Source organism: Pontibacillus salicampi (genome assembly GCF_042434395.1).
Classification (GTDB): Bacteria; Bacillota; Bacilli; order Bacillales; family BH030062; genus Pontibacillus; species Pontibacillus salicampi.
The window spans coordinates 881,915-897,608 of sequence record NZ_JBHLTP010000003.1 but is presented as its reverse complement, the minus strand read 5'-3'; the positions used below and the strand labels follow the sequence as shown (position 1 = coordinate 897,608).

Below are 15,694 nucleotides of genomic sequence, written 5' to 3'. Positions count from 1 at the left end.
TATTGTTACTGAGCTCTTCCAGTTGATGAATTATTTAAATTGCTTAATCCTCATTCATTCCAACGAAGATTAGTACAAAGCGTAGTAGTTCTAGTAGTGCTACTAATGCTGCGGCAACGTAAGTCAGGGCAGCTGCGTTTAAGACTTTTTTCGTTTGACGTTCCTCATTGTTGTTTATAATACCAGAGGATACAAGCTGATTCATAGCTCGATTCGACGCATCGAACTCCACTGGAAGAGTAACAAATTGAAACAATACAGCAAACGCCATAAATACTATACCAAGAAGCAATAGGTTAGCGGATGAAAAAAGAATACCTGCAATGATGATAAAGATAGACATGTTAGAGCCTAAACTAGCTACGGGTACTAATGTAGAACGGAATTTTAGAAAGGCATATTCTTCAGCATCCTGAATTGCGTGTCCTACTTCGTGAGCTGCTACAGCCTGTGCTGCTGCGGAAGGCTCATGATAGTTCCCAGTGGAAAGTCGAACTACTTTCTTACGTGGGTCATAGTGATCGGAAAGCTTGCCTCTTACCTCTTCTACATTCACATGCTGCAACCCATTGTCATCTAAAATCTTTCTTGCTACTTGTGCTCCCGTCATATGGGAGTGATTATATACTTTGGAATATTTCTTATACGTACTCTTCACTTTGTATTGCGCCCATATTGGGATTAAAATAATGAAGGCTAAGTAAATGAGATACCCACCAAGGCCTGTCATGTGTTCATTCCTCCAAATGTGATTTAAACTTTGTATTCTATAAGGTCAATTTTAGTCAAAAAAAGTGATTTCGTCAACTATCATGCTCTCTTGTTTTTGCAGCAATTTGCTTTTCACCTTTATATTTTCTCCAACCCACATATAATAATGTAAGAAAGATTACTCCTCCAATTGTCCAAATAATCCAAAGAAAGTCAGCTGCATCCGTAAATAATTGTCCTTCTTCTGCTTCAATGGAAGCGAGCCTTTCTTGATACGTCCCTAAGAGAAGCGACCTTTCTTCTGAAGGTGTTTCTGCAATAGCATTTAGAATGGAGTGTTGTTGAGCTACTACTTCATTCGCCACATCACGGTCCAAAGAGATAAACATAGCTGGCAATATGCGTTCATAAAGCTGATATACATATCGAAGGGACTCGTTTGTCACACCAGACTTTGAAGCTGTCGCACTACCTATATAATGTTCCAGCTCCTCCTTCCATACTTCCCATAACTGTTCCTCGTCCTTATCCAAAGCATCAACATAAAGGACAACGGTTATAGCACGGTGAAATACTTCTTCTTCACTAGCGCTCTTATCCATCAAAGTAAAACGAGCCTCTCTTATTAGCTGATCTAAGGAATAAGGTCCTGCCTGAGTGGCTATTTCGGTTACTTCTGCAATGTTTTCTACATGAGAAAGAGACGCCTCTGCTGCATCTAGTCTTCCTTCCTCCACGTAGCGCAAAAACGTATATGCATGTTTTTGAATGGTTGCAAGGTCCGACTGACTAGACGGATTAGCAAACACATATCCAATTGGTCCTAACAAACAAATAGACATAATCAATAAGAGCAACGGCTTTTGATTTCGTCTCATCATGTATTTCATATCGTTCCCCTCTCACACAAACCTTGTGCTTACAATGTATGATGGAGAACAATAAAATAGTACAAGCAATTATAATTCATAGGACTTGACTAGACGATGCTTCACTGTAAGAAAATAGGCTAATATTAACGACATCACAGTAAGCCAAAAGGTCCCATAGCCTATTTCATTCATATACATGTTTAGAGGACCATAGGTTGGCATCATTTCGAATACATAATCAATAACATCATTATGGAAAGTCCAAATCCCAGCTACAACAAGATGCCTTATTTTTATTTTATAAAAAGGAGCGTACAATAATCCCTGGATCGCCATTGCGCCATGCGACACAATCAGCATATATCCTGTCCATGGTAGGTAGCCCGTTTCCACAAACAGCAGTATATTCATCAATACAGCCCATACCCCATATTTCCATAATGTTACGATTGCTAAGGCTTCTACGTAAGGAATATTTCTCTTAAATAAAAAGAAAGCAATAACAATACAAAAGAAAAGACTTGCTGTAGGACTATCCGGGACGAAGGGAATGAAAATGAGCGGTGTTTCAGCTAACTGATATTTATACCACCAATAGCCATATATCGTCCCTATTGTATTAATAATTAGTAATAGAGTGAGAAACGATCTGTTCTTTAGAATGTAGGTGTATAAATGCATTGCTATCCCTCTTCTTCCTTATCCAGTAGATATTCATGAGAAAAAAGAAGCTGGTCCAAAATGGAGCCAGCTTCTTAGCAGTTTTTTTATTATCCTTCGCTACCACCAGTAGGATTGTTCACAAAATCAGCAAGCTTCTTAACATCTTCCTCTGGTTGACCTTGCATAACGGCAGGCATGCTTCCTTGTCCGTTTTTCGCAATCTTGGCTATTTCATCAGCTGATAAATCAGAATTCTTTAAGTTAGGACCAGCTCCGCCTCCAAGTTCAGCTCCGTGACAGGATGCACAGTTCTGCTTGAAAATGGCATAGCCAGGAGCATCTGTGTTAATTGCAGCTGTTTCAGAGCCTTCAGACCCTTCTCCTTGAGAACTGTCGGAACCTTCTGAATCACCACCTGATTCTCCTTCAGATCCACCTTCAGAACCGCCCTCAGAACCTGATTCTCCTCCTTCTGAAGAGCCGCCTTCTCCACCACCTGCTGGATTCTTAACAAATTCAGCTAGTGTTTGGACGTCCTCTTCAGGCTGTCCTTTCATGACAGCAGGCATATTACCTTGTCCATTAACTGTAATTTCTTTAATTTCATCAACAGACAATTCCGTATTGGTTAGTGCAGGGCCTGCACCACCACCTAACTCTGCTCCGTGACAGGATGCACAGTTTTGTTTGAAAATGGCATAGCCAGGATCAGATGTATTAATCTCAACTTGTTCTGTAATCTGATTTTGCTTAGAACGTTGTTCCCAATTTACGTGATCTCCTGCTTCCCAAGTCAGGAACACAGTTGCCGCTAGACCAATTAACATGAATGCATTGGCTAATGGGCGTTGAAACGGTCTGCGTCCAGGACCTACATCCAAAAATGGAGCCAGCAATAGAGCACCAAATGCTAAACCTGGAATAACAAACGCACCGAGAACAATATATGGTCCACTGGCAAATTCATATTTTAAGAACTGGTAAAGGAATAAGAAATACCAGTCTGGTAATGGAATGTAGCTAGCATCAGTTGGATCTGCTACATTCTCTAGTGGCGATGGAGCCACTACTGTCAATGTTAGAAAACCAATTAGGAATACAGCACCTACTAACCATTCTTTTAATAGAAAGTTTGGCCAGAACGCTTCCGTTCTTCCAGGATACTCAGAATAGTCTTTCGGTATATTAGGTTTCTTTTCTGCCGGTACACGTGAGTCACCGACAAACTTCATACCCTTTCCCCTATGCACAGCGTTCCCTCCTTTACATCATTAGCTCTTCAATTCGCTCGATAGTCGTATGATTCTATAATGGTCCAGAAATACCTTGTTTACGGATCATAACAAAGTGTGCACCTAACAGAGCGAACAATGCTGCTGGTAGGAAGAAGACGTGAATCGCGAAGAAACGGGTCAACGTTTGTGCGCCTACAATGTCTGGATCCCCTGCCAGAAGTGTCTTCACTTCAGAACCAATAAATGGAGTCTGTTGGGCAATCTCTAAACCAACCTGGGTCGCAAAGAAAGCTTTATTATCCCAAGGCAGTAAATATCCTGTGAAGCCAAGCCCAAGCATAACAAAGAAAATTAGTACTCCAACTACCCAGTTCAACTCACGAGGTTTTTTATATGCACCTTGGAAGAATACCCGTAATGTATGTAGAAATATCATTACGATAACGAGACTTGCACCCCAGTGGTGCATTCCACGAACAATTTGTCCGTATGCTACTTCTTTTTGTAAGTAATAAACCGATTTCCAAGCATTCTCTATGTCTGGAACGTAATACATAGTTAGGAACATACCAGACAGCACCTGTATAACCGTTATGAAGAAGGTAAGACCTCCGAAACAATATACAAAGGCTGAGAAGTGGTGGGCTGGGTTTACGTGTTCTGGAACTTCGTGATCAGCAATATCGCGCCACAAAGGTGTAATATCAACACGCTCGTCCACCCAATCATATAGCTTTTGAAGCATGTACTACACCTCCGTATTTGGAACAGCTTCACCTAAGTAAAGTGATCCATCTTTAATTTTTGTCTTATACGTGTCTAAAGGAGCTAGTGGCGGTGTACCTGGAACGTTGTTACCATTCTTCTCATACAATCCACCGTGACAAGGGCAATAGAATTGATTCTCGTGCCCTTCTCCTCCTTCCCAGTTTACAACACAGCCCAAGTGTTTACAGATTGGTGACAGAGCAACAATGTCACCCTCGTCATTCTTATAAACCCAGGCAGTTTTGGAAACTTCAGAAGTGTACCAAGCATCTTCCTGTTCAAGTTTAAAGTTTACTCTAGTAGGTGTTGTGCTGTATTCACTCACATCTCCTACTTTAATAAACTCTCCCTCTTTCTTTGGTTGCAGAACTGGGTCAACAGCCATACGGACCATTGGTGCGAGCATACCTGCAGCCATGAATCCGCCTACACCTGTAAGTGTGTAGTTTAGAAATTGTCGACGGGATACTTGTTGTTTTTTACTCATTGTTTTCCCCCCTCTATCCATATGGTACAACGTTTACATTAACGTTCATGGTAAAATATCACACAGTTTACTAGGACATTACTATGATAGCGCAATCTCATAGCCCGGTCAATGATGAGTATGGAATCGCTTTAAGAATTATTCTTGCCAATAAGCTGTAATTAATTCTATGATTTGATTTATTTGAGATTGAATAAAGACTTGCGCTTCTTCACTCTGAATAGAATCTATATCTCCAGCAGGAATCCAAACTAAGGAGCCATTCAATTTTCGCTCTTTCTTCTTCCATTTAGGATCTGTGGTAAACAATAGTACATGTTCTATCCCTTGAGCTTCAGCCTCTTCTATCCACCTATTAAGTCTATCTATTTCACAGTCTACATTGGCATTGGGAGAATACGTATAGGAAGGTGATAATAGAATTCTACCCTTAAACTGTTTCTCAATCTCGTTCATAAATACGCTCAGCATCTCCGATTGGATTGTCATAGTAGCCAGCTGCTCATCCTTCACCTGTAGCGTAGCCGGGAGCATGGGTATCATTATCGTATCTACATATTCTTTAGCTTGAGTGTACATCCTGATGTCTTCTAGTTTCCATTGCATAAACTCTAATCTCCTAACTTATGTACAAAGGATGCTGTTTAATATTTTACTACACCTTATCATAATGAGAAATACACTGCATGGAAAAATGTGTCCATTTTGTTAAAAAATTTACTACGGCGTTTCAACTATTCCATAGCATACCGTGAATGGAAACAACCTCTCTGGCTTTAGAATCACTCAGCAGGGTTTCCAACACTCTCAAACGAGGGCCATTTTTAAACTAAATCAAGCTATATAAGAGTCCTTCTGACAATAAAATGGGTAAACATCTGTACCTATTATGTTTAAAAAAACAAAAAAACACCCCCTCCTCAAGCGTGGGGGGTGTATCGTTGTCTTACATCATTTAGCTGTTTGGTCAGTCGCTGGAATTCCATTTGATTTCCTGAATCAAGGGCAGCATCAATTTTATGCATGAGTTGCTCCGTTTGGTAGTTGGAAATGGATGTTTGTAAAACCTTCTCAGCGATTTCCTGGTCTTTTTCTGTAATGAAATAGTCGCTTGGTATATAAGGGTTTTCCTCCAGTACTGCTGCATATTGAGAAGACTGATGACCATTTTTGAAGTTCAGCTGGATATATACAGGTTCTTTTCGATTCAACCTGATATCATGGAATGATTTCTCAGCATCTGTTGTCATTATTTGATCCTTATAAAACCTGAAAGGTACTTCCTCTACACAGTGGGTGGAAATAACAATCCCTCTTGGACAGAATCGCGCCTCCTCAACAAAGTGCACATTCTCCATGATAGAATCGTGATTAATTAGGTAATTCAATATCCAAACACTTTCTCGGCGCTTCAATTGATAATGATTGAGAAACCAGCGGACAAACTCTTTCTTATCTTCAACCGATACAGGCGTTTTCATTTCCAGGACCTCCTTTGCTGGAAAAAGGAATAATCATTCACCTTCGTTTGCTTCAAAACGGGACATAAACTCTCTGACATCTTCATCAGTTGGTTCAATCTCCAAATACCTACTAAATACCGTATGCGCTTCGTTTACTTTCCCTTCTTCTACAAGAAAGTATCCATATTCCTTCAAGAAGTCGCTATCATCTTTAAATGCATTATATGCTTCCTCATAACCATTTAATGCTTCATTAAAGTATTCTAATTCATTGTTTGCTCGTGCAAGCTCCCATTGATACATAGGCTCAATTTCGTTCATTTCCATAATATGCTCCAAGACATCCTTAATGGCCTCATAGTCACCGTCTTCCTTCAATCTTTCCACTAAGAATACAACGGATTCTCTGTGCCCAGGGTCTAAGCTAATAGCTTGTCTGATCAGCTGGTAACCCTCTAGCTTATTCTCCATACGGAACGCTAATTTACCAGCCTGTAGATATAAGTCTTTGTTAAACTCATCCTTTTTCAGACCCTTTTGCGCTGTTTCGTATGCTTCCTCAATAAGCCCATCTAGTTCTTGCGCTTCTGCTAAGAGAGGATAAGCGGACTGATAGAATGGATCTTCCTCTATTAATTTCTTCCATACTCTCATGGCGATATCATTACGATTTGATCGGTATGCTGTAAACCCATATCGGAACAATACATCAGGGCTTGTATCTGTAGTAGCCTGAAAATAATCTAGGGACTGCTCATAATCCCCAAGCATTGCATATGCCTCTGCGAGACGAAGAGGAATTTCAGTTTCCCCTATTTGAGAGTTTCGTCTAATTGAACGCTCATAATATGGAATCGATTTTTGATATTCTCCTTGGGAAAATGCTAACTCTCCCAATCCAAAGTCAATGACAGGTTCGTTAGGAGCAAGATCTTTCGCTGCCAGCAACTTCTGTTCTGCTACTTCAAATAAGCCTTGAGACTGGTATAAATCGGCAAGCTGTACTAACGCCCCCAGATACTCTTCACTTTCCTCCGTTATTTCATTTAGTAAATCAATAGCGTATTCATCCTGCTCCTGATCTACATATATTTCTGCTAACATAATGGTCAATTCATGTTCTTCAGGATACTTTTGCTTAAGGTCTTGTAGTATCTCCTGAGCATCGTCTGTCATTCCCCACTGTAGGAACATCTCTGCTATCGTGTATTTCTCCTCGTCATTAGCACGGGATAATTCGGTCCTTAGTGTATCTATTGCTTTATCTGATTTGCCTTCATTCATAAATTGAATGGCTTCTTCAATGCCTTGCATGCTGACACCCTTTCCGTTATTGCGTAAAGTGGTTCGGTATGGAAATGGTTTGATATTTTCCGTATCCGTTATAATCATCTAGCTCTAAGTGAGCACGAATGACTTGTCCCCGTATGACTGTAACATATGGGATAGCTTTATGATAAAACATTTGTTCATTACCTTCAATTTGTTCTTGTTGCTCATAGGCTGGATAAATATTGTAATCTGCATCTCCCTGGTATATAAATTCGCCCTTTGTTGGAAAAATTCCTGTCGCTTTTAAATTTTCTAGCGAAAGAGGCTCTTCTGTGATGGGGGATGGCAATGTCCTTACTTGATGTTCCTCCATTAAAGTAAGCCACTCTTTGTAACTGAACGAAGATGAATCATTAAATGAGAAAACAGGGACTATTGGAATAAAGGAAGGGTGCTGCGCTTGCGCAATCCATTGCCATTCTTTCTCTAGGAGTTGTTTCTTATCGGTAACCTCGACGATAATAAACGGAATTTTATGTCGTCCGAAGAAGAGGACCATGCTTGTGCTTAATTTGGTAAGGGAAACTCGAGGGACTGCCATATAATCCAAGGCTATGCCATCTAGCTGTTCTAAGTGGGAATAAAATGTTTGCTGGAGATTTTTTTCGGTAATGATAGGGACTTGCACAATTAAAGTAGTGCAGCCACGATACAAATACCTTCTGACTATGGGTATAAAGTATTCTGTCCGATATAAAGGAAATTCCACATCAACATATACTTTTCCAGGGCTAACCCAAAAAGGTACTGTATTTAATTCCATTGTAGTAGTAAGCTGCGAGAAAGGATTACACCACTTCTCCCCTTCCACCCCAATATGCAATGGCAGCCAAGTACGTTTTACCAGACTTCGATGGGAATGAATATAGTAAGCCTTCATACCATTGTCCCCTTCTTGAACTTATTTGTACAAGGTATGAAGGCTTCTATTATTATATGTGTAAAAAATATTATCCTTTTAGTAGAGAATCCATATGTTCAAAGAAATTAGGATACGAAATGTTGATAGCATCTGCTTCCTGAAGGTGAATGTCATCCTCTGTCAACAAAGAAGCAACTGCAATCATCATACCAATTCGATGATCCTTAAACGAATGGTAGGTTCCCCCTTGTAAAGGTTTAGTACTACCGTGAATCACCATTCCATCCTCTGTGCCCTCTATTTCGACACCCATTTGCTGTAGTGTATCGACTACCGCTTGAATGCGATCTGTTTCTTTATATCTCAATTCTTGGGCATCTGTTATAACTGTCTTTCCCTTTGCTTGAGAAGCAACTAATGCAAGAATAGGTAATTCGTCAATTAATCGTGGGATATCCTCTCCAGATATTGAAATAGCCGATAGGTTACTACCTTTCACAGTTACATCTCCAATAGGTTCATCCCCAATATGGCGTGTTACCTGAATACTAATAGAAGCTCCCATACGTTCCAGCATATCGAGGACTCCTGTTCTTGTAGGGTTTAGCCCAATATCCTTTACGACAATGTCGCTGCCTTCTTTCATAGCGGCAGCACATAAGAAGAAGGCGGCTGAGGATATATCACCAGGCACCTCTACATCCATAGCATATAAGGTTTGTTTTCCGTCAAGGGAAATAGTGTTATGCTCTTTCTTCACTTTCACTCCGTACCCTTTCAGCATTCGTTCTGTATGGTCTCTAGTTGGGACTGGTTCTGTCACTTTCGTCGTACCATCTGCAAATAAACCTCCAAGTAAAATAGCTGATTTTACTTGTGCACTATTTATTGGCAAGGTGTAATCCAATGGAGTCAATTCCTGCCCTCTGACACTCAATGGCAGCAGGCGCCCTTCTTGATTTCCATCAAACCGCGCACCCATTTTAGATAGAGGAACAGTTACGCGATCCATTGGACGTACGGATAAGGAGGTATCGCCGTATAAGCAATAATGGTTTGGTGTTCCAGCCAGAATACCTAGTATGAGTCGTGCAGTTGTCCCCGAATTGCCTAAATTAATAGGCTCCATTGATTCCTTCAAACCATACAGCCCTTCTCCATGCACGGTAACAGTTGAATGATCTCTTTGAATGCTAATTCCCATCTTGCGAAATGCATCAATTGTTGATAAACAATCCTCACCCGTTAAAAAGTTGGTAATTGTGGATGTGCCTTCCGCAAGAGCTGATAGCATAATAGACCTATGAGAAATAGATTTATCTCCAGGTACCGTAATCGTCCCCGAAAGAGGGCTCACTCTTTTCAGAATGTGCATATCACTCATTTACATTCGCCTACCTTCATGATTAATTTGCAATTGTTGTTTCATATCCATTTCTACTAAGCACAAGCTGTGTCCGCTTTTGATCCCTTTCTGTTTGAAAGCTTAAGCGAAGAGCCCCCGTAATTCCCTCTCGAATCTCTAAAATTTCAATATTTACAATACTTATACTGGATTGAGCAAGAATATGGGTTACCTCTGAAATGGCTCCAGGCTGGTCTTGAATATCCACATACACATCATAAAAGGATGGGATAGCACCCTTTTTCTTAATCGGCAGTCCATCTCTAAATTGCTTTGCATCATTTAAATATGTATGAAGCGCTACATCATCCTCAGCTTCTAGCAATTCTTTAAGGTGCTGCATCTCATCAATCCAGTCCGTTAGAAGAGGAACGACTGTTTCTTTGTTTTGGAGTAATATGTCATTCCACATACTAGGATGGCTAGAGGCAATTCTCGTAACATCCCGAAATCCTCCTGCAGCAAGCTCATGCATGAATGGATACGTATTATGCCAATTTCTTGCCTGGTGGACTAAGGAAGAGGCGATAAGATGAGGGAAATGAGAGATAACCCCCATCATCTTATCATGCTCCTCCTCATTAACCGTTACCATGTAGCTGTAGGTGTATTCTAGTAACTCTTTCAGTAAAGCAACATCTTGCTCTCTGCTCAATCTACCAGGCACGAGTAGGTAGAATGCATTTTCGAACAAATGAGCCCTCGCTGCTTCCACTCCATGCTTATGGGAGCCTGCCATAGGATGACCGCCAACAAAACGTATATGAGGATTGGACAAGTGATTTGCAGCTTCCATAATTGGTTTCTTTACAGAACTAACGTCTGTAACCAAAACGGAAGAGGGTAATTCCATTTGATCAAGCTCATTTAACAGCTGAATACAAACAGAAACAGGTGTAGCCAATACAATAACATCAGCCTGGCTTGCACCCTCCTGAAAGCTTTGAACCTTTTCATGAATGATGCCATTTTGAACCGCAAATTCCATTGAATGTTCGTTTTGATCGAAACCCAAAACCTGTACATGGTTATTTTTCATTAAAGATAATGCAACGGAGCCCCCTATTAAGCCGAGCCCCGTTACTAGAATCGTTTTCTTCATCATCTTATACCTGCTTACTTTCTACTAACTTATTATTCATAATAGCCATAATTTCATCCATTTGTTCTTCACTGCCTATCGTCAAGCGAATAGAATTAGGAATACCTAACGCTTCACCAGATCGTACAATAAACCCATTCTGTAGAAGATACTCCGTCATTTCATCTCCTGTAACAGGTAGGTGAACTAACAAAAAGTTGGTTTCCGAAGGGTAATAGTCTAATCCCTTCTCTTTACAGAAGGCCACTAATTTATCTTTCGTATGTTTTGTTCTTGTATTGGTCTTCTCAATGAAAGCATCATCCTCTAGTGCATAGATAGCAGCCTTTTGTGCTAAAGCATTTGTATTAAATGGTTCCCTGGCAGGCTCAAGACTTGCGATTAGGGCTTCACTAGCAATCCCATATCCAATTCTAAGCGCAGCTAATCCATACGCCTTAGAGAAAGTTCTTGTAATAATCATATTCGGATACTTTGATAAATCAGCCAGTGCATCAGGGAAATCGATGTCTGTTACATACTCTACGTATGCTTCATCCATAACGACTAATACATCCTCAGGACATTTAGCCATAAAGTCATTAAATTGGTGCTGATTAATCATCGTTCCTGTTGGATTGTTCGGATTACATATCCATACAACTCTCGTTAACTCATCCACTTGATTCAGCATCTCTTGAAGATCATGCGTTCCATCGACAAGCGGTACTTCCCGTACCTCAGCACCTTCGATTAGAGCGTTGTGACGATATTGCGGAAAGGTAGGCGTAGCCATTACTGTATTGGTGCCTGGCTCTAAATACGCACGACAAATAATTTGCATTATTTCGTCCGAACCGTTACCGAAGATCAGTTGCTTTTCGTGTACATCGAGCCTGGAAGATAAGACGTTTCTTAATTCCCGAGAATAGCCATCAGGGTATATCTCCAAATGCTCAATAGACTGCTGTAGACCTTCCTTCACTCTGTCTGAAAAACCAAAAGGATTTTCGTTAGAAGCAAGTTTCGTAATCTTCTCTAAGCCATACGCTTCCTTTACCTCTTCAATTGTCTTGCCTGGAACATAAGGTGATAACCCATTTAATACCTGTTTCGTTCTCATACTTATTCCTCCTCTTCTCCTCTAATTAAATCTGGTCTAAGCTGTACGGCTTCATAATGATACGCATGATACATTGCCTCTTGCTGCTGGTCTGTATTTAGGTGAATCATGATTCGAATACACTTAGCTAAACTGTTAGGAACAGCTAGTTCCCTCATACACATAACTGGTACATACGTCCATCCATCTATTTCTCTCAAAGCTTTGGCTGGAAACGTGTCGTCTAAATCTTCAGTCATTGAGATAAAAACGGAGGCCACCTGATTTGCTTCTATTGCATTTTCTGTAATAAGGTCATTCAATAACTCTTTGGTGCGTTGAACGATTTCATCCCCTGTATTAGATGAAACGGTTGTTGCGCCTCGGACTCCACGTATCAAAAATTCTTCACCTCGTTTCGATAGGCTTGAAGTTCGTTTTGTAGTGTATCTATTTGAAATGGAAATACCATCGGTTTCCCAATTTCCTCTAACAATACCATTCGAATTTGTTCATCTTCGTTCTTCTTATCTGATTTCATTCTTTCTATTAAGGAAGGAATATAATAATTTTCCAACACAGTGGTTGGATAGTTTTGTTTAGTTAGCCAGTTTCTATATTCTGATATCGGGAAGGAAGCATTTGATACGTATTTCTGACTAAGGAATAATGCAAAATCCATTCCAATCGCCACAGCCTCCCCATGAGACAAATGAGTGTAGCCTGCTTCAGCTTCTAAAGCATGACCTAATGTATGTCCCAGGTTCAAATACCTTCTAATTCCTTGTTCTTTTTCATCCTTTTGGACATACTTCGCTTTAATTTGTATGCCTTTTTTTAGAAGTGTTATCAGCGTTTCATTTGTTACCTTTTGGAAGTGTGGAAGCTGAAGACATTGCTTTAGCATATCTTTATCTGCCAAGAAAGCATGTTTCATTACTTCCGCCATTCCTGAACGCCATTCTACTGGAGGTAGGGATAATAGAGTTTGTGTATCATACACTACTGCCTTTGGCTGATGGAAATTACCTATCATATTCTTACCGAGCGGGTGATTTACTGCTACTTTTCCTCCAACACTACTATCGTGGGCGAGAATAGTAGTCGGAATTTGTACATAGTCAATTCCCCGCATAAAGGTAGAAGCAACAAAGCCAGCCAAATCTCCAACAACCCCGCCTCCTAGCGCTAGTATCACACTCCGACGATTCAATCCATTTTCAATCGCCTTAGTATGACATTCAAAGAAAAGGTCCAATTGCTTTGATTTTTCTCCCGCTGGAACCGCGAAAGAGAAGACATCACGGTTGGGAGATATTGCATCCTCCAAATCCTTTAGGTACAGCTCTTCTACTGTACAATCCGTAATAACCATTATCTTATCGTAGCTTTCTGGAAGTAATTGTTCTATCTGATGACGGATACCTTCCCCAATAAAGACCGGGTAATGGGAATCTTCAGTGCTAATGGTAAGGTGTTCCATTAGAAACACCTGATTTCTTCTTTATATTCTTCTATACTTTGCTTTAGTTTTGGAAATTGATCAGAAGGAAACTGCTCTGTAATAGCCTTCGCAAGCTCCCAAGCGACCACATGTTCCATCACGACGGCCGCAGCAGGAACAGCACATGAATCCGAACGCTCAATACTTGCTTTGAAAGGTTCTTTTGAGTCAATATCCACACTTTGCAGCGGTTTGTACAGGGTAGGGATTGGTTTCATAACGCCTTTCACAATAATTGGCATTCCAGTGGTCATACCACCCTCAAATCCGCCTAGATTATTCGATTTTCGGTAGTAGCCATTCTTTTCGTTATAAGCAATTTCGTCATGTACTTCACTACCTTTTAAGTTTGCTGCCTCAAATCCAACACCGAACTCAGCACCCTTAAAGGCATTAATGCTCATAACACTGCCGCCAATTCTAGCGTCTAGTTTGCGATCATAGTGGACATATGAGCCAACTCCAGCTGGCATTCCTTCCACCATAACTTCTACCACACCGCCAATAGAATCTCCTTCTTTTTTCGCATCATCTATGGCTTGCATCATCGTTTGTTCCGCTTCTTTATCAAGCGTACGTACCGGTGATTGCTCTGATTGTTCTTTCCTTTGCGCAAAGGATAAGGCTTGGTCATAGGACGCTGTAATACCACCAATGGTATTGACGTACCCAATTACATTAATCCCTAGCTCTTCAAGCAGCTGTTTAGCTACTGCTCCAGCAGCTACCCTTGCAGCAGTTTCCCGTGCTGAAGAACGTTCTAAAACGTTACGAATATCTCTGTGGCCATATTTCAATGCTCCATTTAAATCCGCGTGACCAGGTCTTGGGCGACTTATGGTGCGTCGAACCTCTTCATCCTCACCGATTGGATCTTCCCCCATGATATTCCTCCAATGAGTGAAATCATCATTGTGAAGAATAAGAGAAACAGGTGATCCAAGTGTATAGCCATGTCGGACTCCGCCTGTAATCTCAATAAGATCCTTCTCTATTTGCATGCGACGTCCTCTGCCATATCCCCCTTGTCTTCTAATTAGGGATTCGTCTATTTTTTCTCGATGTAGCGGCATTCTAGCTGGTAAACCTTCTACTATAGTTGTTAATTGTTTTCCATGTGATTCTCCGGCTGTTAGATAGCGCATGTTTTCAACCTCCGTATATGTATGCAATTTTGTATTAATATATCATATCCTCGTAAACCTGTCTGTTTCAAGTTAAAAAAATGAGAAGAAATAAAGTACTGCTATTGATATGAAAAAAGAGAGACCAGCTATTGGCTCTCTTAAGAATCCTGTTTTTCATAGAAGAACGTATCTGCAACCTTAAATGAATAGTGCTGAGGATTAAATATTTGTTCCGTGCTGCCAACGAATAATATACCATTCGCCTTTAATGCATCACTAAACTGTTGGTACACTTTGGCCTTCGCATCTTCTGTAAAGTAGATAAGAACGTTACGACAAATAATTAAGTCAAAGTGTTTTTCGTATGTATCGGCTAATAAATTATGTTTTTTAAACGTCACCGTTCGTTTTATATCATCTGAAACTCGGTAATACGTACCTTCTTGACGAAAATAGTGCTGCTTATCATGGTCTGGAACCTCTTTTAAGGAGCGCTCCGGATAGAGTCCCTCTCTTGCTCGCTTCAAGGCATTTTCATCAATATCGGTTGCCAGCACATTGATTTGACTGGTCGGAAAGAAATGATGCAGCACCATTGATAACGTATAAGGTTCTTCTCCCGTGGAGCAGGCAGCACTCCAAACTTTGATGCTTCTTTTATCCTTTACAAGGTCAGGAAGAATGTTCTTCTCCAGCACTTCCCACCGTTTATAATTACGATAAAATTCTGACACATTTATGGTCATTCGATCTAAAAACTCAAAATATAAATCACGATTTCTAGCAAGTGCCTGATAATAATCGTCAAACGATGCATACCCTCGCTTATCACGCAGGGACGTTAATCTTCTTTTCATTTGCCCTTCTTTATATAAGGCAAGGTCAATTCCCGTTTTTCTCTTCACTTGATGTACAAAGCTTTGATAATCCATACTCATCAGCTATGTGCGCACCCTTTCCCGTGTACCATTCCCAATAATTTTATGGTAATCCAACTCTCTGCTTCTGTAAAGTGTTAATGTATACAAATCTTATGACAAGCAGTGAGGGTTTGTATAAAAAAAGGATCAGCATAATTGCTG

Annotated in this window: 16 protein-coding genes and 2 pseudogenes; all 18 read right to left on the bottom strand. The window is 40.4% G+C overall.

What is annotated here, in order from left to right:
• Positions 1-43 precede the first annotated feature (43 nt).
• The 18 genes and pseudogenes from ACFFGV_RS06080 to ACFFGV_RS05995 all read right to left on the bottom strand — a co-directional run bounded on the left by ACFFGV_RS06080 (position 44) and on the right by ACFFGV_RS05995 (position 15,550).
• On the bottom strand, positions 44-730 hold the full coding sequence (locus ACFFGV_RS06080; RefSeq protein WP_377345709.1) for a zinc metallopeptidase: 687 nt from the start codon (positions 728-730) through the stop codon (positions 44-46).
• A 73-nt stretch (positions 731-803) separates the two neighbouring features.
• A complete protein-coding gene (locus tag ACFFGV_RS06075) occupies positions 804-1,601 on the bottom strand; it encodes a sporulation protein YpjB (protein WP_377345708.1) in 798 nt (265 codons plus the stop codon).
• A gap of 69 nt (positions 1,602-1,670) precedes the next feature.
• Complete coding sequence (gene lhaT / locus ACFFGV_RS06070; RefSeq protein WP_377345707.1) at positions 1,671-2,264, bottom strand: lipoprotein heptaprenylglyceryl N-acetyltransferase LhaT; 594 nt, start codon at positions 2,262-2,264, stop codon at positions 1,671-1,673.
• Between the two features lie 89 nt (positions 2,265-2,353).
• Positions 2,354-2,572, bottom strand: a pseudogene (locus tag ACFFGV_RS06065) (c-type cytochrome); the annotation flags it as partial.
• Positions 2,573-2,755: 183 nt separating this feature from the next.
• Positions 2,756-3,496 (bottom strand): annotated as a pseudogene (locus ACFFGV_RS06060) (menaquinol-cytochrome c reductase cytochrome b/c subunit); the annotation flags it as partial.
• A gap of 55 nt (positions 3,497-3,551) precedes the next feature.
• Positions 3,552-4,226: a menaquinol-cytochrome c reductase cytochrome b subunit gene (gene qcrB / locus ACFFGV_RS06055; protein ID WP_377345706.1), complete on the bottom strand. Its 675-nt coding sequence runs from the start codon at positions 4,224-4,226 to the stop codon at positions 3,552-3,554.
• 3 nt (positions 4,227-4,229) lie between these two features.
• The gene (locus tag ACFFGV_RS06050) at positions 4,230-4,736 is read right to left on the bottom strand and encodes a Rieske (2Fe-2S) protein (protein ID WP_377345705.1); all 507 of its coding nucleotides are present in this window, start codon (positions 4,734-4,736) and stop codon (positions 4,230-4,232) included.
• Between the two features lie 138 nt (positions 4,737-4,874).
• On the bottom strand, positions 4,875-5,342 hold the full coding sequence (locus ACFFGV_RS06045) for a DUF2487 family protein (RefSeq protein ID WP_377345704.1): 468 nt from the start codon (positions 5,340-5,342) through the stop codon (positions 4,875-4,877).
• 314 nt (positions 5,343-5,656) lie between these two features.
• Positions 5,657-6,217 carry a ReoY family proteolytic degradation factor gene (locus ACFFGV_RS06040; RefSeq protein ID WP_377345703.1) on the bottom strand — a complete coding sequence of 187 codons (561 nt, stop codon included), beginning with the start codon at positions 6,215-6,217 and terminating at the stop codon, positions 5,657-5,659.
• A gap of 33 nt (positions 6,218-6,250) precedes the next feature.
• The gene (locus tag ACFFGV_RS06035; protein WP_377345702.1) at positions 6,251-7,513 is read right to left on the bottom strand and encodes a tetratricopeptide repeat protein; all 1,263 of its coding nucleotides are present in this window, start codon (positions 7,511-7,513) and stop codon (positions 6,251-6,253) included.
• 16 nt (positions 7,514-7,529) lie between these two features.
• Positions 7,530-8,411 (bottom strand): hypothetical protein, encoded by an 882-nt coding sequence (locus ACFFGV_RS06030; protein WP_377345700.1) that lies wholly within the window; start codon positions 8,409-8,411, stop codon positions 7,530-7,532.
• A gap of 70 nt (positions 8,412-8,481) precedes the next feature.
• Positions 8,482-9,768 carry a 3-phosphoshikimate 1-carboxyvinyltransferase gene (aroA, locus tag ACFFGV_RS06025; protein ID WP_377345878.1) on the bottom strand — a complete coding sequence of 429 codons (1,287 nt, stop codon included), beginning with the start codon at positions 9,766-9,768 and terminating at the stop codon, positions 8,482-8,484.
• Between the two features lie 31 nt (positions 9,769-9,799).
• Positions 9,800-10,903 (bottom strand): prephenate dehydrogenase, encoded by a 1,104-nt coding sequence (locus tag ACFFGV_RS06020; protein ID WP_377345699.1) that lies wholly within the window; start codon positions 10,901-10,903, stop codon positions 9,800-9,802.
• A gap of 1 nt (position 10,904) precedes the next feature.
• Positions 10,905-12,002, bottom strand: a complete 1,098-nt coding sequence (gene hisC, locus ACFFGV_RS06015) for a histidinol-phosphate transaminase (RefSeq protein WP_377345698.1) — start codon at positions 12,000-12,002, stop codon at positions 10,905-10,907.
• A gap of 2 nt (positions 12,003-12,004) precedes the next feature.
• On the bottom strand, positions 12,005-12,382 hold the full coding sequence (gene aroH, locus ACFFGV_RS06010; protein ID WP_377345697.1) for a chorismate mutase: 378 nt from the start codon (positions 12,380-12,382) through the stop codon (positions 12,005-12,007).
• Complete coding sequence (gene aroB / locus ACFFGV_RS06005; RefSeq protein WP_377345696.1) at positions 12,379-13,464, bottom strand: 3-dehydroquinate synthase; 1,086 nt, start codon at positions 13,462-13,464, stop codon at positions 12,379-12,381. The genes aroH and aroB overlap by 4 nt, the downstream gene beginning before the upstream one ends.
• Positions 13,464-14,630 carry a chorismate synthase gene (aroC, locus tag ACFFGV_RS06000; protein ID WP_377345695.1) on the bottom strand — a complete coding sequence of 389 codons (1,167 nt, stop codon included), beginning with the start codon at positions 14,628-14,630 and terminating at the stop codon, positions 13,464-13,466. The genes aroB and aroC overlap by 1 nt, the downstream gene beginning before the upstream one ends.
• A 140-nt stretch (positions 14,631-14,770) precedes the next feature.
• Positions 14,771-15,550: a CheR family methyltransferase gene (locus ACFFGV_RS05995; protein WP_377345694.1), complete on the bottom strand. Its 780-nt coding sequence runs from the start codon at positions 15,548-15,550 to the stop codon at positions 14,771-14,773.
• Between the last annotated feature and the right edge of the window lie 144 nt (positions 15,551-15,694).